The following is a 22,531-nucleotide window of genomic DNA, read 5'->3' on the forward strand; positions in this document are numbered from 1 at the left end:
TGTCAGGCTCCCAGAAGTTCGTTGGCGATCACGTTGCGCTGCACTTCGGAAGTGCCGCCGGCGATCGTGCGGGCGCGTGTGAACATGTAGTTCTGGATCCAGGTGGCGGCGGGCACCTCGGGATCCGCATCGGCGAGGAAGCGATGCGCGGCCTCGGGCCCGACGGCATCGAGCGCGATCGTGGTCAGCCGCTGGGCGACATCGGCGCACGTCATCTTGATCGCGGACGGCTGCACGCCCAGCGCACGCTGGTGGATCAGATCGTCGGTCGCCTGCGCCATCATCACGCGCGCGCCCTTTGCTTCGGCTTCGCACAGCAGCAGCTTGTGGTGCAGGCCGCTGAAATCGCGTCGCCCGTGCGCGGCCGTTGCGGCCTCCTCGACCAGCCGCACCACCTGGCGACGCAGCAGCTCCAGACGGGCCACATTGGCCGGCGGCAGGCGCTCGCGCTCCAGCAGGTACTTCGCGCAGGTCCAGCCCTTGCCCACCTCGCCGACCAGGTTGTCGGCGCGCACGCGCACCTCTTCGAAGAAGACCTCGTTGAGGTGGTGCCATCCGTCGATGGTGCGGATCGGGCGCACGGTGACGCCCGGCGCATCCATCGGCACCAGGATCAGCGAGATGCCTTCCTGTTTCTTCGCCTCCCTGGAGGTGCGCACCAGCATGTAGATCATGCTGGCCTCGTGCGCATGCGAGGTCCAGATCTTCTGGCCATTGATGACCCACTCGCCCCCATCCAGGCGCGCACTGGTGGAAAGCGAAGCCAGGTCCGAGCCCGAGCCGGGCTCGGAATAGCCCTGGCACCACCAGTCGGAGCCGTCCAGGATGCGCGGGAGAAAGCGCGCCTTCTGCTCAGGCGTGCCGAAGCGGATGATGACCGGCCCGATGTGACCCAGGCCATGGTGGTACAGCGGCGGGCAGTCGTTGTCGGCCATCACCTCCTCGAAGATCAGGCGCTGGCGGATGTCCCAGCCGGTGCCGCCGACCTCGGCGGGCCAGCTCGGCGCGCCCCAGCCCTGGGCGTTGAGGATCTTCTGCCACGCCTGGTATTCGCGCTTGGTGATCTTCTGGCCCGCGGCGACGACGGCACGGATCTCGGAAGGGCAGGACTTGCGGGCGAACTCCTCCAGTTCGCGCCGAAAGCCGGCGTAGTCGATGGACATTCTCGTTGTCTCCAGGGATTCGATTCGATGGGGGTTTTTCAGCCCTTGCGCAGCTGGGCAATCAGCTCGTCGAGCGCCGCGACGGCGGCGTCGGCATCGCGCCGGCGCAGGCCGCGCGCGACGTTGCGGCGCAGGGGATAAAGGTCCGGGCGCGCGCGCACCGGCAGCACGTGCGTCATGCGCTCGCGCAGCACGCCGGTCATGGTCTGTGCCATCAGCATCAGCGCCTGGTTATGGCCGGCGGCGGCAATGGCGCGGAAGAAGCGGCTGGCCGATTCGATGCGGTCCTGGCGCGAGGCGTCGCCGGGGTGGGCCTCGATGGCGTCCACGGCGTCCTCCACTGCTGCCAGTTCGGCATCGTCGGCACGCTCGCAGGCCAGGCGCAGCAAGGTGCCGTAGAGCGTGCGGTAGGCCTCGTCGACGTCCGCGTCGCCCAGCTGGCCTTGCACCACCAGCTTGCGCAGCGACTCGGCCAGCATCATGTAGGCGCCCTTGTAGAAGACCAGCGCATGGTCGCCACCGCCGGCCGCCATGTGCCGCACCTCGCCGATGAAGACGGTGTGATCGCCCGCCTCGTGGCGGGCGAACACGCTGCACTCGAAGCTCGCCAGGCAATCGTCGATCAGCGGCATGCCCAGCAAGCCAGGCTGCCAGCCCACGCCTTTGAACTTGTCCTCGATCTTGCTGGAGGCGAAACGTCCCGACAGCGCGTCCTGGCGCTCGGCCAGGATGTTGATGGCGAAGCTCTCGGCCCCCAGGAAGGTGTCGCGCAGCCGGCTGGCGTTTCGCAGGCTGAACAGCACCAGCGGCGGCTCGAGCGACACCGAGCTGAACGAGTTGCAGGTCAGCCCCGCGGGCCGTCCGTCGGGCGTGCGCGTCGTGATGACCGCCACGCCGGTCGGAAAGCAGCCCAGCAGCTGGCGAAACAGCGCGGGTTCGACAACGGGGCGGGTGCGTTCTTCGGCGACCTCGGACATGGGCGTTCTCCTTCGCTGCGGCGCCTCAGGCGGCAGCGACCTCGCGCTCGGCTGCGCTGGCGTGCGGCGGGTCGTTGGCGATCTCCTGCTGCACCGCAGGAATGATCACCTTCGACCAGGTCTGCAGCTGGCGCAGCATGGTGGGATGGTCGAAATCGCCCATCTGCGTCTGGAAGCAGTAGTGCACCGGCTTCAGGGCGCGGATCTCGCTGACCACGCGTTCGATCACGGTGTCGATGCTGCCCACGGGCAGCAGCGCGCGCATCTCCTCGAGCGTGGGCTCGCCCTCGACGATGCCCTCTTCGACCTGGTAGTCGTCGGCGATCTGCGCGGTGCGGCGCTTCAGGCTCAAGGCCACGCGGCGCTGGTAGCGGGCGCAGTCCAGGTAGGCGTCGACCTCGGCCTTGTCATTGCTGGCATAGGCCGCGCGCAGCAGGCCCACCTTCACGCCGGCCGGATCCTTGCCTTCGGCTCTCGCCACCTTGTCGATCAGCACGCGATGGGCATGCATCTTCTCCACGCCACCGTCGCCGCCGGAGACGAACACGTGGTGGTCCGACTTCACCGCGCGCGAGACGAAGGCCGGGTCCACGCTGGTGATCCACATCGGCGGCATCGGCTGCTGGACCGCGCGCTGGCTGATCGCGCTCATGGGCTGGCGGTAGTACTCGCCCTCGTAGCTGAACTTGGGCTGCTTCAGGCCCAGCTCGAGCATGTCGAGCATCTCGAAGGTGCGGGCCTTGGCCGACTCCAGCGAGACGCCGAAGCGCTCGAACTCGAAGTGCTGGTAGCCCGAGCCGATGCCCAGGTTGAGGCGGCCGTTGGACAATTGGTCCACCATGGCCACGTCGGCGATCAGCCGCGCGGGCGTGTACAGCGGTGCGACGACAATGCCGGTACCCAGCCGGATCCTGCGGGTGGCTGCGGCGCAGTGCGCGATCATGGTCAGCGGCGACGAGCACATGCCGTAGTTGCTGAAATGATGCTCCGCGAACCATGCCGCGCCGAACCCCAGCTCGTCCGCCAGGCGCGTCTGCTCCACGGCGTCGCGCAGGATCTGGTGGGAGGTTTTGTGCTTGTTTCGCTGCTGCATCAGAATGAAGATTCCGAAATCCATTGCCGGTGCTCCTGTGTGGTTGGTGCCTATGTGCACGAATCGTAGGAACGGGAGCCGCCTGCGGATCGCCAACGTGCGCACAGCTTGTTTGCATCTTTTGAAATGAAGGCCCTCGATTCGCTGCGCATCTTCGTCACCACCCAGAGGAAGGGCAGCCTCTCGGCCGCGGCGCGCAGCCTGAGCCTGTCGCCTGCGACCATTTCGCGGCGCATCAGTGCGCTCGAGGAGGAGCTGGGCGTGCAGCTGGTGGACCGCACCAGCCGCAACCTCCGCATGACCGAGGCGGGACAGGCCTTCCTGGAACGCGCCGAGGTCGTGCTCGAGTCCATGGCGGAGGCGGAGCAGGCCGCACGCGACGCCCGCCAGCGGCCCGAAGGTCGGTTGCGGGTGCATTCGCGCACCCACATCGGGCTGCGGGTGGTGGCGCCGCTGCTGCCGCGCTTCGCCCAGCTCTACCCGGACATCCACGTGGAAGTCGAGCTGTCGGAGCATCCGGTCAACCTCGTGGAGCACGACTTCGACATCGACATCCGCACCGGCGAGTCGAACGACTCCGGCTTCGTGATCAAGCGGCTGCTGTCCAGCGACGAGGTGCTGGTGGCCAGCCCCGCCTTCGTGAAGACCTACTCGCGCATCAAGCACCCCACCGACTTGCCGCAGGTGCGCTGCCTGACCTACAAGCGCGAGCGCGAGGCCACCATCTGGAAGTACATCGACGAGGCCGGCGAGCAGCAGGAGTTGGCCATCCAGGGCGTGCTCAGCGCCAACAACGGCGAACTGCTGCGGCTGGCGGCCATCGGGGGCATGGGCATCGCGCTGCTGTCGGAGGCCACGGTGCGCGGCGATCTGCGCTCGGGCACGCTGGTGCGGCTGCTGCCGGACTACCGCTTCGCGGTGCGGGCGTACTCCAACGGCATCTTCGCCGTCTTCCGCCAGAACCGCACCCTGCCGCTGAAAGTCCGCGCCTTCGTCGATTTCGTGGCCGAAGCGCTGAAGGACGAGGATCAGCGCTAGAGCCTGCCGGCCGGGTCTCTAGCCGCGGGCGAAGCGATGCGGCAGGCGTCCTGACGCGGGCAGGCCTTCGATCACGAACAGCCCGCCGTCGTGCGGCTTCGGGCCTTCGAGGCGGGCGCTGCGCGAAATCGACGTCAGGTAGATCCGGTCGAGGCGCGCGCCCCCGAAGCACAGGCTGGTCGGGTAGGTCGCAGGCAGGGCCACGAGGCGCTCGAGCTCGCCGTCCGGTGCAAAGCGCGCGAGTTGGCCTGCGCGGGTCAGCACCGTCCACACGAAGCCCCGCGCGTCCACCGTCGCGCCGTCCGGTCCGGACTCGAAGCGTCCGGTGTCCACGAACTTGCGCTTGTGGCGCAGCGGCCCGCACGGGTCGTAGTCGTAGGCCCAGATCGTGCGCTCCAGGCTGTCGGCCAGATAGAGCGTGTGGCCGTCGGGACTGAAGCAGGGGCCGTTGGCGAAGCCGATGTCGTCGGCCAGTTGCTCCACCCGGGCGTCGGGTCGCAGCCGGTACAGCCCGCCCAGGACAGCCTCGCCGGGTTGGCGCTCCATGTGCATCGTCCCGGCAATGAAGTTGCCGGCCGGATCGCACTTGCCGTCGTTGAAGCGCACGCGGGGATGATCCACCGTGATGTGCGCCAGGATCTCCAGTGCGCGCGTGGCGAAGTCGTAGACGGCGAAGCTGTTGCGCAGCGCGACCACGACGGCGTCACCGCGGCATGGCGCGATGGCCCCCACGGGCGCCGGGAGGCTGTGCTGCTCGAGCACGCCGGACTGCGGACGCAGGCGCCAGAGAATGCCTGCCAGCGCGTCGATCCAGCATACGGCCTGTGCATCGGCATCCCAGCAGGGGCTTTCTCCAAGCCGGTCCCTGGTTTTTCCGATCCGGCGAATCCGTGCGTCCATGGATGCAGTGTGCCGACCGGTCGCAGCCGGTCGCGACGCGGCGTGCAAAGCATCTTTTCACTCCCTGCAGCACCGCCCCGGCGGCGGACATCTAGACTGATTCGCGAATCCGATTCCGGATCAGAACAAGGAGACAACGTGAGCTTTCGCAACACCATCGTCGGGCTGGTGATCGGCGCGTGCGCCCTCGGCAGCGCCTTCGCGCAGCAGGTCACACGCATCGTCGTGCCGTTCGCCGCCGGCGGCGGCACCGACCAGTACTGCCGCATCCTCGCGCAGGAGCTGAACAAGCACGGGCTGAACGTCATCATCGAGAACAAGCCCGGCGCCAGCGGCATCCTCGCGGCCGACCACGTCGCCCGCGCGAAGCCCGATGGGCAGACCGTGCTCGTGTCCTCTCTGGGCACGCTGGCGAACAACAGCGTGCTCTACGATAAATTGCCCTACGACGCGGCGAAGGATTTCGCGCCGGTCACGCAGATCGCCTACCAGCCGGCCATCATCGTGGGACGCACCGACTTGCCGTACAAGAACATCAAGGAGATGGTCGCCTACGCCAAGCAGCATCCGGGCAAGATCAACCGGGCCTCGCCGGGCGCGGCGATCCTCACCAACCTGGCACCGATCGCCTTCGAGAAGGCCCAGGGTTTCAGCACCACCCACATCCCGTTCAACGGTGACGCGCCGGCCCTGCAGGCGTTGCTCGGCAGCCAGATCGATGTCCACGGCACATCCATCACCGGGGCGCTGCCCTACGTCAAGGCAGGCAAGCTGCGCGTGCTGGGCGTGATGGATTCGCGGCGACTGCCGCAAGTGCCCGACGCGCCGACCTTCAAGGAGCAGGGCTTCGACATGGAAGCCACGCTGTGGTATTCGCTGTCGGTGCCGGCCGGCACCCCCAAGCCCGCGATCGAGCGCCTCAACAAGGCCGTCAACCAAGTGATCGCCGATCCCGACTTCGTGGCGCGGGCCCGCGCCATCGGCATGGAGCCGCGCGGCGGTAGCCCCGAGGACCTCGACAGGTTCATCAAGGCCGAGTCGGACCGCTGGCTGCCGGTGCTGCAAAGCCTGAACCTGCCCAAGCAGTCGCAATGAAAGAAGGCCCGGCCCCGCGCATGAACCATCCCAACCCGCTGCCCCTGTCCGGTGTTCGCGTCCTGGACCTGTCCCGGGTCATGGCAGGGCCGTTGTGCGCGATGGCGCTGGCGGACCTCGGCGCCGAGGTCATCAAGGTGGAGCATCCCGAGCGCGGCGACGACACGCGGGACTGGGGCGTTCGCATCGGCAGCCACAACACCTCCTACTTCAACAGCTGCAACCGCAACAAGCGCTCCATCTGCGTGGACCTGCAGGCCGAGGAAGGCCGCGACCTCGTGCGCGATCTGGCCACGCGCTGCGACGTGGTGATCCAGAACTTCAAGTACGGCGGTGCGCAGAAGATGGGCCTGGGCTACGAGGACCTGAAGAAGCTCAACCCCGGTATCGTGTACTGCTCGATCTCCGGCTATCCGGTGCTCGGGCCCGAGAAGGCCCGCCCCGGCTACGACCTCGTGGTCCAGGGCGAGACCGGGCTGATGGCGATGAACGGCGAGGAAGCTCAGGGGCCGCTGAAGTTCGGCGTCGCCGCGGTCGACATGTTCACCGGCATGTACGCAGCGCAGGCAATCCTGGCCGTGCTGTACGCGCGCACGCGCACCGGCGAGGGACGCCATGTCCAGATGTCGCTGTACGACAGCGGGATGATGATCACCTCCTACTATGGCCTGACCGCCTGGCTGAACAAGGGCGATCCCGCCAAGTTCGGCAACTCGCATCCCTCGATCGTCCCCTACGGCGTGTTCGACGCCGCGGACGGACCGGTGGTGATCGCGGTGGGCAACAACAGCCAGTTCCGCAAGTTCTGCGAGGAAGTCATCTTCTGCCCCGAGCTTGCGCGCAATCCGCGCTTCGAGAAGAACACCGAGCGCTCGAAGAACCGCGGCGAGCTGCTGCCCATCCTGCTGGCGCAGATCCGGCAGCACACGCGGGCCGAGCTCATCGAACGCATGGACCGCGCGGGCATTCCCTGCGGCGAGGTGCTGGGGCTGTACGAAGCACTGCAGTCGCAGCGCACGCAGCAGGCGCAGGTATGGCACCGCTTCGAGGATGCCGAGGCCGGCCCGCAGGCCGTGCATGCACCGCCCTATGTCATCGATGGCACGCGCACGGGCGTGCGCCACCCGCCGCCGCACCTGGGCGAGCACACGGCCGAGGTGCTGGGCGAGCTGCTCGGGCTGCCGCAGGAACGGCTGCAGGCCCTCGGCGAGAAGCACGTCATCCGGTAGCGCGGTACCGCATCGTCCCGCGCACCGGCACACGCGAACGAACGCAGGCTTGCGATACCCGCCTCAGTCGTCCAGCCGGTAGCCCGCCGCGGCGATGGTGCGCTTGGCGATGTTGAGCTGGTGGATCTGGCTGGTGCCCTCGTAGAGGCGGAACAACCGGACGTCCCGGTAGAAGCGCTCGATCGCATGGCCCTGGATGAACCCCGTGCCGCCCAGCATCTGCACGCAGCGATCGGCGACGCGTCCGCACATCTCGGAGGCGAAGTACTTGCAAATCGAAGCCTGCATCGCCACGTCCTCGCCGTCGTCGCGCTGGCGGGCGGTCTGCAGAATCAGCGCGCGGGCGGCCTGGATCTCGGTCTGGCAATCGGCGATCAGCGCCTGCACCAGCTGGAAGCCGGCCACCGGCTGACCGAACTGGCGCCGCTGGCAGGTCCATGCGACGGCTTCGTCCAGCATGCGGATGGCCGGGCCGGTGCACAGCGCCGCCAGATGGATGCGCTGCTTGTTCAGCACCTTCATCGCGGTCTTGAAGCCCATGCCCTCGCGTCCGCCGATGAGGTTGTCGGCCGGCACGCGGCAGTTCCGCAGGTGCACTTCCGACACCGGCGAGCCGGACTGCCCCATCTTGCGGTAGGGCTCGCCGGTGGACAGCCCCGGCGTGCCGCGCTTGACCAGGAAGGCGCTGATGCCGCGCGCGGTGGGGTCGGCGGGATCGGTGCGCGCCATCACGGTGAACAGGCCGGCGATGGGCGCGTTGGTGATGAAGCACTTGGTGCCGTCCAGGACGTAATGGTCGCCGTCGCGCACCGCCCGGGTCTGCAAGGCGGTGGCGTCGGAGCCGGCCTGCGGCTCGGTCAGTGCGAAGGCGCCGGTCAGTTCGCCGCGCGCCAGCCGCGGCAGGAAGCGCTCCTTCTGCTGCGGCGTCCCGTCGGCCACCAGCGCTTCCGAGCCGATGCCGGTGTTGGTGCCGACGCGCGCACGAAAAGCCACCGAAGCCTGCGACAGTTCCATGGCCGCCAGCACCAGTTCCTCGGTGCTCATCCCGGCGCCGCCCCAGGCTTCGGGGATGGACCAGCCGAAAAAGCCCCGGGCGGCCATGTCCTCGACCAGGTCGGCGGGCACCTCGTCGTCGCGCTCGACCTCGGCCTCGCGCGGGATCAGGCATTCGCGCACATGGCGCCGCAGGTCGGCCAGGGTCTGCGGGAAGGAGGAAGGGTCTCGGATCATCGCGGCCAGTCTAGGTGGGAAGACACGAGGCGCTCCGCCCAGGGCGTGCAAAGGTGCTTTGTATTCCGTGCGGTTTGCACCGGCTGCGGATGCGGCGGATGCGGCGGATGCGGCGGATGCGGCGGATGGTCGCTGGTCGGACTTCGACCCTCGGGTTTCCCACGGGACCGCTCGCGTTGTGGCGCTCCATCAAAGCTGCGAGCACAGGATCAAATCATCGGCGCGGATAGGAGCCGAGGACGCGCAGTTCGCGATGCTCCTTCAGAAAGGCGGCCAAGGCTCCCTGCTTGGCATGTCCTTCGACTTCCACCAGATAGCGATGCGTGTCCAATGTCTTCTTGCTCGGGCGCTCGTAGATCGTCAGGATCCGCACGCCTGCCGCGCCGAACTCGGCCAAGGTGCTCGACAGGGTGGCATCCGAGACAGCGACCAGCAAGGATGTCTTGTCGTCGCCGGTGGGCGCCGGCATCTGCCGGCCGAGCACCCACCAGCGGGTGACGTTGTACGGGCCTTCCTCGATGCCGTCGACCAGCGACACGAGTGGATAGATGTCTGCCCCGACCTTCGGCCCGAACGACGCCGCATCGGGCGTCACGCTGCGCGCGACCGCCTGTGCGGCCGCGCCCGCGCTGGCTGCGTCGATGCGACGCACGCGGGGCATCTCCCGCTCGAGCCACGGCCGCACCTCTTCGAAGGCCACCGGATGCGCATGGACCGCCACGATGTCTCCTCGCTTCGTCCCCGGCTTGGCCAACAGGCTGTATCCAAGCATCTTCGGGTACTCGGCGACGATGCGCACGTCGGGCAAGTCGATCACCGCGTCGAGGTAAGGCGTCGCGCCAACCGCGGAGGTCGTGGCGGGGACGCAGGCGCGCTCGATCTTTCCGTCGGCATAGGCCCTGAACAACTCGTCGCGTGACAACGGTACGAGATCCCTGGCGCCGAACAGGTCCAGGCAAGCCTGGTGCGTCCAGCTCCCTGCCGGCCCCAGGTAGCCGATGGAGCCGGCAACGGCAAGGCCCAGGGGATTTCCAGAGAGCGCCAGAACGCAGGCAATAGCATTGATGGCTCTGAACTTCAGCATGGCGGCAGACAGAAAGTTGGCGGATGCAACGTGGTTCGTTGATGTGCTCGGGCTGTGAAAGTGTTTCGCATGTCAAGGGGCTGCCGCAACACCTTCGTCGTGTGCAATCCAAGGACCCTCGCGTATGCCCACACCCCGACCGGGGCGGCATGCCGCTGTTGCGTGACATGCAATGGCAGGCCGTACCAGCACGGCACGCGCACCGGAGCATCCGGACCTTTGTCTTCCAGTTCTGCATAGCCACTCCCGGGGCTTCTCAGCGCAACGCGGCGCCTCCATCCACCGCGCAACCCCCTTGCCCTTGCGCCAACACGAAGATCGAATTGATCTCGGCCTTGATCAGTCGTCACCCCATTGCGCGGCCATGCGCGAGAAGGCGGCGATCGCGTCGACCTGCCCCTGCATCGGCCTTGGGCTGGCCGCGAACCCCATCGAGCAAGGGCCATGGCGGCCGTACAGCTCTCCGCTGCAACGAGGGCTGGCACGCCAAGCTGCCTGAGCAGAGTTGCGGCCTCAGGCGCATGCGAGCTGACATAGGCCAAAAATAGGCCAAGACCGGCTTGTGGGACAGCCGCAGGCAGTCTTCGATCGCGCCGGCCATCAGTTTGGGCCGACTGACGCCTGACGAACCTACGATGACCAGGACATCGTAGGTTGCGCTTGTCAGGAGTGCCCGGATCACCCCACGCAGCAAATCGGGCCGCACGCCCGCCAGGGTAACGTCGATCGGATTGCGATCGAGCGAGGTATGGTCGCCGCTTTGCGAGGCGCGCAGCACGACTGCCGCGAGCTCGTCGGCGCCGGGGCCTCGGATCCCCAGGCTGTCGGACACAAGCGTGCCCGCGTCCCCGCCGTCGACGTGAAGATGGCGATCCGCCGGCCCCGCAGAACGCGCCTTGTTGCGAGCGCGGCCGAGAAGTCCAGAAGGTCGCCAAAAGCCGGGGCGCGGATCACACCTGTCTGGCGGAACAGGTCGTCGTACATGCGGTCCGTGCCGGCCATCGCACCGGCGTGCGAGACGGCCACCTTAGCGCCCGCCTCTGAGCACCCGACCTTGAAGGCAACGGCGGGCTTGCCTGCCATCGCCACCCTGAGCGCAGCAGCCCGGAATTTCTCGGGACGCCGGATCGCTTCGATGTCTGCGCGATGACCCGCGTCACCGGATCGGCGAGTCAACGAGTTCAGCGAGACTGAGGCCGCGCCTCAACCAGCAGGAAGAAAGGCTCAGTTGCGGCTTCTGCACCATCACCCATGCGCGCGGTCGCGCTAGTGGCCTAGTCGCTCGGCAATTTCCGGACGGCCAAGGCTTCGCACGGCAGCGAGGTTTTCGAGCTGGGCAGCCCGGGGGCGAGCTTTGCCTTGCTCCCAGTGGTAGATCGTCTGACCCGAGACACCGACGAGCGTCCCGTAATCGGCGGCGGACAAGCCCAGTTTGGCGCGGTGCGCCGCTACACGCGACGCGCTGAAACGTCGACGTGGACCGCCTTCGTCGGACGGCGTCGCTTCGGCCGTCGACATCTTGCGCGAATCGAGCTTGGACAGTTGCCGCACTGCTTTTTGCAAAGCAGCGATTTCACGCCTAAGGGCCGCAATTGCGCTGCGGTGTTGAACGCTTTGCTTCTTCAACGTTTCGATCTCCACGCGCACCTCCTTGCGGGCTACGCGTGCGATCTCTTCCTTCAGGGCTGATGTGATATTTGGCATGGCCGCATTGTGCCTTCTGGGAGAGGTATATGGCGCCGATTGATGGCAGGGGGTCGGAGAACCTCTGAAAAATGATAGGTTTCTGGGCATCAATGCAGTACGACCAGTAGGTTGGGGGTGACGTACTCATGACAAACCGAGAGAGGCTACATTCGGCCATGGGTGGTCATTGGCCGAGGCTGTCCAAGGTGAGCATGCGGCTATGGATAGATGTGCTCGGCGCCGGCCTGTTCCCACCGCGCGAACATTGCTTCGCGATTCCTGCGGTGCTCCTCAGAGGTAACTGGGTCCTCGATGTATTGGCATTGGCTTAAGTCGAGCCCCTTGGCCCGGGCAACATCCGGCCCCCCGTGAACGATGTATCTTGGAATGACGAAACCGTTCACATCCACAGAGCCAGGCTTGGGCTTTCGTTTTTCAATTCTTGACCGGTTGACCATAGTGATTTCTTGAGCTTTGCCCGACGTTAGCGGAGCTGTTGTTATTACGGCGATTGTCGCAAAGTAGACCCTTGATAGGGCTCGTCAAACGTCGGGTTGGGGCGCAGTCCTGCCGGAATCGGCTCTGCGCGCATTGCCAGCCTCTCTAAGCCCAGAATTCGCTGACAATGGACCCGACGTCACTTTGGACTTCAACATGGTCATTATTGAAGGTCAATTGAGAGGCAGCTTTACCGGCTACAAGAACCGAGACACCGTTTTCGAGTTCTTTAGCGGAGCCCCAAAGAAGTGGATTCAGGCTGAGTACAAGTACCTGTATCACTACGCATACATGCCCCAAGCAAAGGTTGTTCAGGAGGGTGGTCGGTACATGCTTCACGTCGACGGTGTGTCAGAGTCGGTTGAGGTGCGACGGGCATGAGCACGGTCCACGACCGTGGCTCAATGGCTGGGGCGCACCGGCACGGAATGGCCCCGGCGCCGACCTGCACTAGCGAGTAGGCCCTACGACCAATGCCGGGGACTGCATCGGGCGCCGTACCATGCAACCGCTACGCCAGGGTGCGGCCACGACCAGACATTCACCTCGTCGGCCAAAATGAGCCTTGTCCAAATGAAGCGCCCGATTTCGCCTGGACGGATCGCGCTTGGCGTTAGCGTGGTCTTTGGCGTGGCGGGCGTGCTGATCACGTATGGCGTTGGCTGGCTTGGCTCGCGCTTAGAGGAGCAATGTCAGACCTATTGCGCGGCGCGAGCAAAGCAAGGTCAGATGGTGCCGGTGTATCCCAAGACTACGACAGGCTCCCGCGATGGGCCTACTGAATGTAGCTGCCGATAGCCGCCCACGGCCAAGACCGGTCAGTCACCACAATCAAGGCAAGTTGACTCTCGATGGAACGCTCAAAAATTGAATCTGCTTGGCCAAACGCGCTTCGTTGGTTCCTTTCTCTCGATCTGACTCACTTCACGCCGTGGCATTTCATTCAAGATGCGGATGAGATGGAATTCGCTGCCAACGCATTTCGCCGCGAAGACCTCCAACGTGGCGAAGTTTTTGTGTTCGCGCGACGTCAAGATCGCGAAGATTTTGCGGGATTGGAGCTTGAGAACGGGGCGCCTACCGACAAGGTTGTGTACTTTCACCCTGTATTTAGCAACGGCTCAACGGACTCCCCGAGAACCTGGAACATCGTTGTCGCGACGTATCCTGATGTGTTCGACTTTGTGGCCCAGTGCGTAGTCCCGGACATGAAGGAGTGGGCACTCGAAGAGGATGCAGGAGACTTGTAGTCGCGCAGGCCGGCTACAGTCGGCCACAACCAGACTTTCAAATGACCACTTCCAAGCGGATACGTTCAAAATCATGCACGTTGATGGTCACGGGCTGAGACGAACCCACTGCATGGTTTCCGGGCATGGGAGGCTACGTGGAAAGACTGTTCATGCGGTCACTACAGTTAAGCACTCCCATGTCCCGCGCAGAAGCGAAGAACGTGTCGAAGAAAATCGCCGACCGGGAAATCTTTGAGGTGTTTCTTGCTGATGACAGCCATGCGAGTGGGATGTGTCATTCCCTTGAGAGCATCGGTGGCCAAGTGTCGCTCCGCCGGGGCGCTGGATGATCAGCCCAACGTCTTTTGGGGGCCTCTTCGCGACGGCAGTGCGACCGGCCACAGTCGGCCAAATGCGATCCTTTGGGGGGAGTGCTGCCATGACCTCAAGAGCGGTCTTCGACAAGCAGGTGGTTGGCATCTCATTTGTGCTGCGCGATACGGAGCCAGCTCAGGCGAAACTGGATGTCACTCAGTACGGAAGAATCCTGGTGCAAATGCGCCTTTCACCAAATTTCGTTTCTCGCGGAACCATTCATGTCGGTCGACTACATCGCCAAGAGCGCTGGTAACCTGAACTAGGATGCCTCTACCACTGGTGACCTGCCCCCTCCCGGCCGTACCAGCGTAATGGCAGCGAAGTCCGTCAACTTGGAGAATGACGGACATGAGAAAGAGCAGATACACCGAGGAGCAGATCATCGGTTTCATCAAGCAGGCCGAGGCCGGCCTGCCGATCAAGGAGCTGTGCCGCAAGGGCGGCTTCAGCGACGCCACCTTCTACAAGTGGCGAGCCAAGTACGGTGGCATGGAGGTGCCCGATGCGAGGCGACTGCGTGAACTGGAGGCGGAGAACAACAAGCTCAAAAAGCTGTTGGCCGAAGCCCACCTGGACATCCACGCGCTGAACACCGCCTTCGGGGTAAAGCGTTAGCCCCACAGGCCAAGCGTGCCGCCATCGCCACCATGATCGAGCAATGCGATCTGAGCGAGCGACGGGCGTGCAGGCTTGTGGGGCTCTCACGCGACAGTTGGCGCAACCCACCTGAGATCGATGCCATGACCCAGGAGCTCAGCAGCAAGATCGTCGAGATCGCGCATGTGCGCCGGCGCTTCGGCTATCGGCGCATCCACGACATGCTGCGCCCGCATTTCCCCGGCGTGAACCACAAGAAGGTCTACCGGCTCTACAGCGCGGCCAACCTGGCCGTGCGCAAGCGCAAGAAGGCCAAGCGGCCCGTCAGCGAGCGCGTGCCGCTGCAACTGGCCAGGACGGTCAATGAGGTCTGGAGCATGGACTTCGTCAGCGACAGCCTGAGCACCGGGCGGCGCATCAAGTGCCTGACGGTGGCCGACGACTTCAGCCGCGAGTGCGTGAGCATCTCGGTGGACTGGGGCATCTCTGGGCAGTACGTGACGCGGCTGCTGGACCAGGCGGCGGTCTTCAGAGGCTATCCGCTGGCCGTGCGCACGGACAACGGCCCCGAGTTCACCAGTCGCGCCTTCATGGGTTGGGCCCAGACCCATGGCATCCGCCACATCCTTATCGAGCCCGGGCGACCCATGCAGAACGGCTACATCGAGAGCTTCAACGGCAAATTCAGGGACGAGTGCCTGAACGAGCAGTGGTTCGAGACGCTGGTGCAGGCCAGGTCGGCCATCACCGCCTGGCGGCAGGACTACAACGAGGTCAGGCCGCACAGCAGTTGCAATCGCATGCCGCCAGCCAAGTTCGCCGAGCTGCATCGCCAGCGCGCTGGCGATGCAGCTCGGCCCAGCTCAAACACCACCGAGATCAATTAATCTTGCAACCCCGGACTTCCTCGTTATGAATGGCATGGCAAGAGGGGGCAGGTCAGAGCTGCATCGCCAGCGCGCTGGCGATGCAGCTCGGCCCAGCTCAAACACCACCGAGATCAATTAATCTTGCAACCCCGGACTTCCTCGTTATGAATGGCATGGCAAGAGGGGGCAGGTCACGACAGCTACGAGTTCCCTTTGCCGACCGGCACTTCCTTCGGCCGGCTCGGTATCGTGGACGGAATGCACACGGCGGAGGAAATACTCGAGAACGATGCGAATAACGCGAGTTGGGATGACGTCGCGAAAATGCTCATCGTTGGCTGGGATTTGTCCGTAAGCGCACGGTGAACCCGCCTTGACGACGGCGTGGATCAGGAAACCGTGGTTGGCAACCAGCGATGCGGCAGCAGCTCTGCAATGTGGCTGGCCGGGTGTGTAGGCAGCCGCTCAAGGACATCCTTCAGGTATGCATGCGGCTCATGGCCGTTCAGACGCGCCGAGTGCACCAGGCTCATGACGGCCGCAGCGCGCCGGCCGGCGCGCAAGCTGCCGGCGAACAGCCAGTTCTGTCTTCCAAGCGCAATCGGCCGGATCTGGTTCTCCACTCGGTTGTTGTCGGCCGGCAGATTCGCATCGTCGATGTAGCGTGTGAGCGCCAGCCAGCGCTTCAGGCTGTAGTCGATGGCCTTGGCGGTCGCCGAGCCCTCGGGCACCTTCTGCCGCTGCGCGGTGAGCCATTGGTGCAGCGCATCGGCCACCTTCCGTGAATGTTCCTGGCGCACGCGCCGGCGGTCTTCTGGTCCCAGCTCGGCCACGACCCGTTCAACCTCGTAGAGCTCGCCGAAGAACTTCAAGGCCTGCTCGCCGATCGGGCTGCCGTGGTTGACCCACAGCTCATGGAACTTACGCCTGGCGTGCGCCAAGCAGCCGGCCTCGGTGACACCGAGCTCGAAGCAGGCCTTGTAGCCCGAGAAGTCATCGCACACCAGGGTGCCGCGCCAGCCGTTCTCGCCGCCAAGCCCAAGGAAGGCCCGGGCGTGCTGCCCGCCGCGGCTGTCGGCGAAGTCGAACACCACTGCGGGCAGTGCGTCGTAGGCCGTCGTGCAGTAGCTCCAGAGGTACGCCCGGTGCGTCTTGCCGTGGCCAGGCTTGAGCATGGCCACGGGGGTCTCGTCCGCATGGAGCACCTGACTGCGAAGCATCTCGCTCCTGAGCGCATCCACCAGCGGCTGCAGGTGAACGCCGCACTGGCCCACCCAAGCGGCCAGCGTCGAGCGAGGGATCGCGAGGCCCGCTCGGCCGAAGATGGCTTCCTGCCTGTACAGCGGCAGGTGATCAAGGTACTTCGCCACCAGCACCTGCGCGAGCAGCCCGGCTGTCGGGATGCCCTTGTCGATGATGTGGGGCACCACCGGCGCCTGGATCAGTGTCTCGCATCGGGCACACACCCATTTGCCGCGGACGTGGCGCTCCACCGTGAACACGCCGGGCTGGTAGTCGAGCTTCTCGGCGACGTCCTCACCGATGCGTTTGAGCACGCAGCCACACACGCAGGCTACGTTGCGAGGCTCGTGGTGGATCTCGCGACGCGGTAGATGTGAAGGAAGCACCTGGCGCTTGGGCTGCTGCTTGCCATGGGGTGCAGCCTTGGCCGGTGCGAGCTGCTCCAACTCCAGCTCCATCGCCGCAAGGTCCGCGTCGAGAGTGTCCTCCAGCAGACTCCTCTGCTCAGTGGAGAAGGATTCCGACTTCGAGGCGAACTTCAACCGCTTGAGCACGGCCATCTCGTGCGTGAGCTTGTCGATGGTGGCCTGCTTGAACGCGATCTCGCGGTCGCGCCGATCGATCTCCAGTTCACCGGCCTCCACTCGGCCCATGAGCGACTGCACCAGTTCACGCAGTTGCTGCGCGTCCAGGTGGTCGAGGTTGGTGGCCGTGTCGCTCACGGAAGGTGATGATGCCCCAGGACACCCGGGAGAGCATCAGCAACTTCGGCAATTGCGCTAGATCACGCGGATCACGCCGGCCTCGCCGACGCGCTGCCACGGCAGGCCCAGCACCAGGGCGTCGAACTGGGAACGACTCAGGCTGAGCGTGGGAGCGGCGTCATGAGGCCAGAGGAACTTGCCCTGATGCAGCCGTCTGGCTGCCAGCCAGATCCCGATGCCGTCGTGCACCAGCACCTTCATCCGGTTGGCGCGGCGGTTGGCGAACAGATAGGCGTGGTGCGGTCTGGCGGCGCCGAAGACGTGCACGACCCGCGCCAGCGCAGCTTCGGTGCCCGATCGCATGTCCAGCGGCTCGACGGCCAACCAGACGGCCTCGACCTTGATCACCGCAGCAGATCTCGCAGCCAGCCACCGCACTCGCTGGCCAGCGCGGCTGGCCAGGTCACCACGACGTGCACTGCGCCGCGGCGCACCTCCATGCGGATGTCTCCGGCAGGCGCAGGCGCCTCAGCCGGCGCGGGCAACTGCACAGGCACGAATCCGCTGACTGACGGGCTTGGGGTGGCACCAGGCAATGCCTTCGGTACATCAATTGGCTCGGGCCTACGCGGCTGAATCTCCGCGTCACGCACCCAGCGACGCAACAGGTTCGCATTGATACCGAGAGACATCGCCATCGCCGCCATCGACATACCGGGTTGCGCAGCCAACGCAACGGCGTTGGCCTTGAACTCGTCGCTGTGCAGGCGGCGGCGCCGCCGATCGCCTGTGTGTTGAGGAGAGATAGTGTTCACGTGTCCACCCAGTCTTAGTGGACACGAGCATCCTTTGCTCCTAACGCCGATTCAAGATGGGTTCACGGGACGCTTACATTTGTCCGGCGGATTCGTGTATCTCTCGCTTGCTCAGGAGCGGCCCGGCATCTTCTACCGGTGTCCCCACGTGTCGTCCGAGTACGTGTGCGTCGCCAGCACGTTCACGTCGTTTTTAGCAATGCTGCGGGAGCGGCCTGACTAGGCGGTTAGCGGCTTAGTAGCTACGTTTGAACAGGCGGGGTTATGTCTGCCTTGGAGCGTCGCGACCGTCTGCTTCGGGCGGCGGATTCAACCGGTCGATGCAACGGTCTGGCTGAACATCTCAGCCGGCGTGTGGAAGCCAAGGGTCTTTCTCGGCCTCTCGTTCAATTGTCTCGCCAACGCGTTGAGCTTGGCTTGTGAGTAGGTCGAGATGTCGATGCCCTTTGGCAGGTACTGCCTGAGCAAGCCGTTCGTGTTCTCGTTGCTGCCGCGTTGCCATGGGCTTCGTGGATCACAGAAGTAGACCTGAATGTCGGTGGCGAGCGTGAAGCGCTTGTGGCCAGCCATCTCTTTTCCTCTATCCCACGTCAGCGATTTGTAGAGCTCTTGAGGGAGTTTTCGAGCATTCTTGATCAGGGCGTTGACGACCGTTTCGGTGTCCTTGCCGTCTACCTTCACGAGCATGACGTACCGCATCTGCCGCTCAACCAGGGTGGCGATCTGGCTGTTGCTGCTACCGAAGACCAGATCTCCCTCCCAGTGACCTGGCACTGCGCGATTCTCTACCGATGCGGGCCGCTCGCTAATCGAGACGGCGCCAACGATCTGCCCATGGATATCCGTCTTCTGCGTGTGATGCCGGGATCGACGCATGCCGCGTGTCCGTCGTAGATGCTGCAGTAGTTCCTTCTTCAAGGCGCCACGCGCTTGAATGAAGAGGCTGCGGTAGATGGTCTCGTGTGACACGTGGTGGCTCTGGTCGCACGGATAAGTATGCTTGAGCCATCCGGCGATCTGTTCGGGTGACCACAGGGCGCGAAGCTTGTTTGTCACGACACGCGCCAACGCTTTGTTCTCGACCAGCTTGCATTGCTTGGGACGCAACGCACGGACCCAGGCGGCGCCGTCTGCTTCAGCGGCCCGGTAGTCCGAGCGCCCACCATTGCGCTTGATCTCCCGGCAGATTGTTGAAGGCGCGCGCCCCAGCAGAGCAACAATTGAACGGATCGAGAAGCCGGCCATCACAGCGCGCGAGATCTCTTCCTGCTCGGCCAGCGTCAGCACCGTGGCGCAGCGGCTACGTGCCGGGGGCCGAAAGCCGCCAGTTCGGGACAGAATTCCCTGCACTGAAGTGTGAGATCGATTGAACAACTGGGCAATCTGATGGAGCGTCCAGCCTTGCTTCCATCGCTCCCACATCAATGCCTTCTGGGCATCCGTGTAGTAAGTTCGCGTCCGGTACTTCATCTGCAACACTCCTTCTGCTCACGCAGTTTTTAGTGTGTTGCATCGACCGGTTGAATCCGCCGCCCATTTGAGTCGTTCGCCAACGATGGTAAGAAGACGTTCTGAGACATTCGCTCGACAGCCTGCACGTCAAGGACAACCGAGCCTACTTGCAGAGCTTCGCGCCAGCACCGATGGCATCGAAGCCATCGGGCCACTTCGTATTTGCCAAGAAGCAGGTGTCCCGAACAATGACACCCTCAAGGTTTGCCTGACTCATATCGGCGCGGTCAAGACGGGCACCGCTGAGATCAGCTCCGGCAAGGGAGGCGCCCTTGAAGTCGACGCCGATCACCAGAGCATTCTTCAGGATTGCTCCATCGAATCGGGTGCCACCGTAAGTGCCACCCTGGATGTCGGCGTTCGTAAGGTTTGCACCTCGAAGATCGCTTCCGTCGAGGTTGGTCCTCCAGAAGCCAAATCCAGATAAATCCCGCTTTGCGAGCTGCGAGCCCTTCGCGTCCACGCTTTGCAGCCTCGGCCCACGCTGGCGCTCATAGCCCGCCGGCAAAGCCGTCACGGGCGGCTCACCGTCGCAATCGTGCCACAGCGGCAGCAAGGGGAGTGTCTCGACCTTGAGGTGTGATGGAAACTTCGTGCGGCAATCGATCATGATCGCGCTCCACTTGACGTTCGTCAGATCCGCCGTCGAGAGGTCCACTCCCCGCCAGTCTCCGATTTCAGACATTGGATAGAAGCCTACTTGAGCGCTCCTGAGCGATACCCGCCGCAGCGCCGCGCCGTTCAGCTTCGCGCTGCGTAGGTCGACTCCAGACAGGTCTTCGCCGTGGAAATTCACTTCTGTGAGGTCGGAAAGAAGCATCGACGCTCCCTTGAAGTTGGCCCCTCGAATTGCAGCACCCCTCATGGATGTGCTCTCAAGCTTGGCGCCCTCGAAGTCGGCCTTGACGAGCACGGCGTCCTCGAAACTCACGTGAAAGAGGTTTGCTTTCCTGAAGCTCGCCAATTGTGCTGTCGCACCTCTGAAAGTAGATTTGTAGGAGCCTTTCAAGCCGTCGAACTTTGCGCGCTCCAATTTGGCGTCGTTGAAGTTGACGGTGTGAAAATTGGCATCGCTGAAATCGGCGCCGCGCAAATCGGCGCCGGTGAAGTCGACGCTGTTGAGTTTGGCCCCCTTGAAGGACGCGCCTCGCAAATCCAACCCGGCAAAGGAGTAGCGCTTTGCGTAGCCGCTATCAAAACCCGTGAAGTCCCTATCCTTCGAGCCCAGTTGCTGCGGCTTGCCCATCTTGACCAGAGTCAGCGTGCGACCACGCTGCGCCTGCGCATCGCCCGGCTTGAGCGAGAGTGCGAGATCGAAGTCAGCCAGCGCCCCCTCGAACTGCTCATTCTGGTAGCGCGCATTGGCCCGGCCCACGATCGCCGACACGTCGCGAGGGACGATTGCCATGAGTTTGCCGAAGGCCTCATCGGCATCCGCGAAGTCCCTATACCGAACGAATAGCTGCGCCCTCTCTGCCAGTGCCTCGCGATCGACGGGATTCTTGAGAAGTCGCTGATCCAGACCATCCAGTCTCGCGCGATATGCCGTCAGCGCGTCCGTATAGCGCGTGTCGCCCTGCCTCGTGTAAGAGGCGAATGGGATCATCATGCACATGCTGGTGCTATAGACACCGGACACCGAACTGCTCGCAAAGACGGTGACCTCTTGGCCCACCTTGAAGCTCCAGCCACAGTTGGCGCCGTCGCTCTCAACGTATGAGACGTCAACCTCGTCAGGCGCAGAGCCCTTCCAAAGCTTTTCGATGTGGAATCTCGCTTGCATGCTGGACTGAGGACCACGGATGGATACCCCGGCGGCACCCGCCGGGAGCGCTCGTTGAGCCGCATCGCCAGCGTCCACGCTGAGGACCCTGCCCTTGAACACAAGCCTCGCGGAAGAAAGGTACTCGTCCGGGTCTGGATGCCAGCAGCTACAAGCGAGCACCTGAAGAGGCAGAAGCGCCAGCATTGCGAGCAGCGCAACGTAAATGGCTCGGAGGTTTCGCATGTGATGGACGCTAACGTCGCCAGAATGGTCGTGGCCGCATTGTTGCCGCCCGGCCCGCGGTGTGCACACGCTCCGTAAAGCCCGGAGTTGCCGGTTCTTGAACCGCTGACATTAGCGTTGCCGCCATAGCGGTCATCCGGTCAATAGCGTGCGAATGACTTCAACTGGCCGACTGTAGCCGATGGCCCCTGCCTTCGCGAAAGGGCCATACCTGTCGCTGAGTTCCCTTTCATGCAGCTACTCAAAACAAGGAACCTCTCCCGATTTCACTCTGCATCGAGGGCAAATCCTGTTAGGACTCTCTGTGCCAATGAACATAAAGGATGCTCGCCGCGGAAGTTATGAGAAGCACATGTCCTGTGCACGAATCGCAAGCATTCTCGACGGAGAAGCATGCATCAATTTGCTCCGGAAAAGTGACTGCATTCAGGCGTCCCACGCGCTTCAAGTCTTTTCGGATGACGTTGAGAATTTCGGGCCATCGGGACGGATCGGTAGGCTCAATCCTTCCCTGCAATGGCTCAATGAAAGTATCGTCCCGAATACAGGACTCCCAATAGTGGTTGGCTTCACTCTCGGATGAAAACTTTTCGTGCCCGACGCGCACAAAGCCGATGGGGACGAAAGTGGAAGACGTGTCTACTAAAGTCACTTCCACCGAGTGCGTTCTATCGGATGGAGGAGGCTCAGATGCACGCAGAAGAGCTTGATAGACGCGGCTGATATCACTCATGAGCTAGACGGGAAGAGGGGCGTTCATGGCCAACGACTGCACTTGGCCGAATCGTGCCGGCAAAAAATGAATGGTTGTTGGCCCCTGATGGCTCAATTGATCTGAGTCACATAGCCTGAGGTCCAGTTGTCCTTATCAAGGCGGTACTCGCTGATGTGGAAACCTTGGTCTGTGCCTACGCCGGCATAGGATGGATCGACGACGTTGGGATGATCTCGGAATCCGGGGGCACTCGCCATCCGCTTAACGGCCGCATGTGCGCTTTGGAGCGACCTATAGACTCCGATCAGTTTTACGTCCTCCTCTTCCTGCGGCATAAGCAGGTGGACGTGCTGAACGATAAAGACGGTATTCATTGGACTCAGGGTGTGTATGTCTGACTCTGGCCGACATTGGCCGGTCGCCTGGCAGTCTCGATGCAAGCATCTCAGATGTTGGCTTCAGCGGT

Annotated in this window: 19 protein-coding genes and 1 pseudogene; 6 read left to right on the forward strand and 14 right to left on the reverse strand. The window is 63.8% G+C overall.

The annotated features are described in order from the left end of the window. Window positions 1-2: 2 nt before the first annotated feature. Genes ABL843_RS33160 through ABL843_RS33170 form a run of 3 tightly spaced genes read right to left on the reverse strand, consistent with a single transcriptional unit; the run spans window position 3 to window position 3,257 of the window. Entirely contained in the window at window positions 3-1,163 is a 1,161-nt protein-coding gene (locus ABL843_RS33160) for an acyl-CoA dehydrogenase family protein (RefSeq protein ID WP_418120601.1), read from the reverse strand. Between the two features lie 38 nt (window positions 1,164-1,201). Continuing rightward, window positions 1,202-2,140 carry a flavin reductase gene (locus ABL843_RS33165; RefSeq protein ID WP_418120602.1) on the reverse strand — a complete coding sequence of 313 codons (939 nt, stop codon included), beginning with the start codon at window positions 2,138-2,140 and terminating at the stop codon, window positions 1,202-1,204. A gap of 25 nt (window positions 2,141-2,165) precedes the next feature. Then, complete coding sequence (locus ABL843_RS33170; RefSeq protein ID WP_418120603.1) at window positions 2,166-3,257, reverse strand: LLM class flavin-dependent oxidoreductase; 1,092 nt, start codon at window positions 3,255-3,257, stop codon at window positions 2,166-2,168. A gap of 102 nt (window positions 3,258-3,359) precedes the next feature. Here ABL843_RS33170 and ABL843_RS33175 point away from each other — a divergent pair, with 102 nt between their 5' ends. Further along, window positions 3,360-4,271: a LysR family transcriptional regulator gene (locus tag ABL843_RS33175; RefSeq protein ID WP_418120604.1), complete on the forward strand. Its 912-nt coding sequence runs from the start codon at window positions 3,360-3,362 to the stop codon at window positions 4,269-4,271. Between the two features lie 18 nt (window positions 4,272-4,289). On the opposite strand, the gene ABL843_RS33180 is transcribed toward ABL843_RS33175, so the two are convergent. After that, the gene (locus tag ABL843_RS33180; protein WP_418120605.1) at window positions 4,290-5,171 is read right to left on the reverse strand and encodes an SMP-30/gluconolactonase/LRE family protein; all 882 of its coding nucleotides are present in this window, start codon (window positions 5,169-5,171) and stop codon (window positions 4,290-4,292) included. A 138-nt stretch (window positions 5,172-5,309) separates the two neighbouring features. Here ABL843_RS33180 and ABL843_RS33185 point away from each other — a divergent pair, with 138 nt between their 5' ends. Together ABL843_RS33185 and ABL843_RS33190 are read left to right on the forward strand one after the other, a co-directional pair. Further along, window positions 5,310-6,266, forward strand: a complete 957-nt coding sequence (locus ABL843_RS33185) for a Bug family tripartite tricarboxylate transporter substrate binding protein (RefSeq protein WP_418120606.1) — start codon at window positions 5,310-5,312, stop codon at window positions 6,264-6,266. Window positions 6,267-6,286: 20 nt separating this feature from the next. Further along, window positions 6,287-7,495 carry a CaiB/BaiF CoA transferase family protein gene (locus ABL843_RS33190; protein WP_418120607.1) on the forward strand — a complete coding sequence of 403 codons (1,209 nt, stop codon included), beginning with the start codon at window positions 6,287-6,289 and terminating at the stop codon, window positions 7,493-7,495. Between the two features lie 63 nt (window positions 7,496-7,558). On the opposite strand, the gene ABL843_RS33195 is transcribed toward ABL843_RS33190, so the two are convergent. The 4 genes and pseudogenes from ABL843_RS33195 to ABL843_RS33210 form a co-directional block, all read right to left on the reverse strand. Further along, window positions 7,559-8,725, reverse strand: coding sequence for an acyl-CoA dehydrogenase family protein (locus tag ABL843_RS33195; RefSeq protein WP_418120608.1), 1,167 nt, complete (start codon window positions 8,723-8,725; stop codon window positions 7,559-7,561). A 214-nt stretch (window positions 8,726-8,939) separates the two neighbouring features. Then, a complete protein-coding gene (locus tag ABL843_RS33200; RefSeq protein WP_418120609.1) occupies window positions 8,940-9,809 on the reverse strand; it encodes a prephenate dehydratase in 870 nt (289 codons plus the stop codon). 440 nt (window positions 9,810-10,249) lie between these two features. Then, window positions 10,250-10,975: pseudogene (locus ABL843_RS33205) on the reverse strand (CoA-binding protein); the annotation flags it as partial. 100 nt (window positions 10,976-11,075) lie between these two features. Beyond that, window positions 11,076-11,513: a helix-turn-helix domain-containing protein gene (locus ABL843_RS33210; protein ID WP_418120610.1), complete on the reverse strand. Its 438-nt coding sequence runs from the start codon at window positions 11,511-11,513 to the stop codon at window positions 11,076-11,078. A gap of 1,331 nt (window positions 11,514-12,844) precedes the next feature. Between ABL843_RS33210 and ABL843_RS33215 the strand changes: the two genes are divergently transcribed. The 3 genes from ABL843_RS33215 (at window position 12,845) to ABL843_RS33225 (ending at window position 15,087) form a co-directional block, all read left to right on the forward strand. Then, window positions 12,845-13,243: a hypothetical protein gene (locus tag ABL843_RS33215; RefSeq protein ID WP_418120611.1), complete on the forward strand. Its 399-nt coding sequence runs from the start codon at window positions 12,845-12,847 to the stop codon at window positions 13,241-13,243. Window positions 13,244-13,422: 179 nt separating this feature from the next. After that, the gene (locus tag ABL843_RS33220; protein ID WP_418120612.1) at window positions 13,423-13,575 is read left to right on the forward strand and encodes a hypothetical protein; all 153 of its coding nucleotides are present in this window, start codon (window positions 13,423-13,425) and stop codon (window positions 13,573-13,575) included. A gap of 376 nt (window positions 13,576-13,951) precedes the next feature. Continuing rightward, window positions 13,952-15,087 (forward strand): IS3 family transposase gene (locus ABL843_RS33225; RefSeq protein ID WP_418116623.1). Its coding sequence is split into 2 segments (ribosomal slippage): window positions 13,952-14,213 and window positions 14,213-15,087, totalling 1,137 coding nucleotides; the frame shifts between segments, so codons are not numbered across the junction. 371 nt (window positions 15,088-15,458) lie between these two features. Here ABL843_RS33225 and tnpC read toward each other — a convergent pair. The 6 genes from tnpC to ABL843_RS33255 all read right to left on the reverse strand — a co-directional run bounded on the left by tnpC (window position 15,459) and on the right by ABL843_RS33255 (window position 22,439). Further along, a complete protein-coding gene (gene tnpC / locus ABL843_RS33230; protein WP_418120867.1) occupies window positions 15,459-16,964 on the reverse strand; it encodes an IS66 family transposase in 1,506 nt (501 codons plus the stop codon). Between the two features lie 126 nt (window positions 16,965-17,090). Continuing rightward, a complete protein-coding gene (gene tnpB / locus ABL843_RS33235) occupies window positions 17,091-17,423 on the reverse strand; it encodes an IS66 family insertion sequence element accessory protein TnpB (protein WP_418120613.1) in 333 nt (110 codons plus the stop codon). Next, complete coding sequence (locus ABL843_RS33240; protein ID WP_418120614.1) at window positions 17,420-17,830, reverse strand: transposase; 411 nt, start codon at window positions 17,828-17,830, stop codon at window positions 17,420-17,422. Before ABL843_RS33240 ends, tnpB begins: the two co-directional genes overlap by 4 nt. A 309-nt stretch (window positions 17,831-18,139) precedes the next feature. After that, on the reverse strand, window positions 18,140-19,300 hold the full coding sequence (locus ABL843_RS33245; protein ID WP_418120615.1) for an IS30 family transposase: 1,161 nt from the start codon (window positions 19,298-19,300) through the stop codon (window positions 18,140-18,142). A 145-nt stretch (window positions 19,301-19,445) separates the two neighbouring features. Beyond that, a complete protein-coding gene (locus tag ABL843_RS33250) occupies window positions 19,446-21,125 on the reverse strand; it encodes a pentapeptide repeat-containing protein (protein WP_418120616.1) in 1,680 nt (559 codons plus the stop codon). A 1,050-nt stretch (window positions 21,126-22,175) separates the two neighbouring features. Continuing rightward, window positions 22,176-22,439: a hypothetical protein gene (locus ABL843_RS33255; protein ID WP_418120617.1), complete on the reverse strand. Its 264-nt coding sequence runs from the start codon at window positions 22,437-22,439 to the stop codon at window positions 22,176-22,178. Between the last annotated feature and the right edge of the window lie 92 nt (window positions 22,440-22,531).

Origin of the sequence: Variovorax sp. 350MFTsu5.1 (assembly GCF_048302515.1) — a bacterium.
GTDB lineage: Bacteria > Pseudomonadota > Gammaproteobacteria > Burkholderiales > Burkholderiaceae_C > Variovorax > Variovorax guangxiensis.

Coding starts and splice junctions, on each gene's coding strand:
- tnpC (WP_418120867.1), bottom strand. CDS start 16,964: ATGGGCCGAGTGGAGGCCGGTGAACTGGAGATCGATCGGCGCGACCGC.
- ABL843_RS33180 (WP_418120605.1), bottom strand. CDS start 5,171: ATGGACGCACGGATTCGCCGGATCGGAAAAACCAGGGACCGGCTTGGA.
- ABL843_RS33255 (WP_418120617.1), bottom strand. CDS start 22,439: ATGAATACCGTCTTTATCGTTCAGCACGTCCACCTGCTTATGCCGCAG.
- ABL843_RS33215 (WP_418120611.1), top strand. CDS start 12,845: ATGGAACGCTCAAAAATTGAATCTGCTTGGCCAAACGCGCTTCGTTGG.
- ABL843_RS33250 (WP_418120616.1), bottom strand. CDS start 21,125: ATGCAAGCGAGATTCCACATCGAAAAGCTTTGGAAGGGCTCTGCGCCT.
- ABL843_RS33165 (WP_418120602.1), bottom strand. CDS start 2,140: ATGTCCGAGGTCGCCGAAGAACGCACCCGCCCCGTTGTCGAACCCGCG.
- ABL843_RS33170 (WP_418120603.1), bottom strand. CDS start 3,257: ATGGATTTCGGAATCTTCATTCTGATGCAGCAGCGAAACAAGCACAAA.
- ABL843_RS33245 (WP_418120615.1), bottom strand. CDS start 19,300: ATGAAGTACCGGACGCGAACTTACTACACGGATGCCCAGAAGGCATTG.
- ABL843_RS33160 (WP_418120601.1), bottom strand. CDS start 1,163: ATGTCCATCGACTACGCCGGCTTTCGGCGCGAACTGGAGGAGTTCGCC.
- ABL843_RS33190 (WP_418120607.1), top strand. CDS start 6,287: ATGAACCATCCCAACCCGCTGCCCCTGTCCGGTGTTCGCGTCCTGGAC.
- ABL843_RS33200 (WP_418120609.1), bottom strand. CDS start 9,809: ATGCTGAAGTTCAGAGCCATCAATGCTATTGCCTGCGTTCTGGCGCTC.
- ABL843_RS33195 (WP_418120608.1), bottom strand. CDS start 8,725: ATGATCCGAGACCCTTCCTCCTTCCCGCAGACCCTGGCCGACCTGCGG.
- ABL843_RS33210 (WP_418120610.1), bottom strand. CDS start 11,513: ATGCCAAATATCACATCAGCCCTGAAGGAAGAGATCGCACGCGTAGCC.
- ABL843_RS33220 (WP_418120612.1), top strand. CDS start 13,423: ATGTCCCGCGCAGAAGCGAAGAACGTGTCGAAGAAAATCGCCGACCGG.
- ABL843_RS33175 (WP_418120604.1), top strand. CDS start 3,360: ATGAAGGCCCTCGATTCGCTGCGCATCTTCGTCACCACCCAGAGGAAG.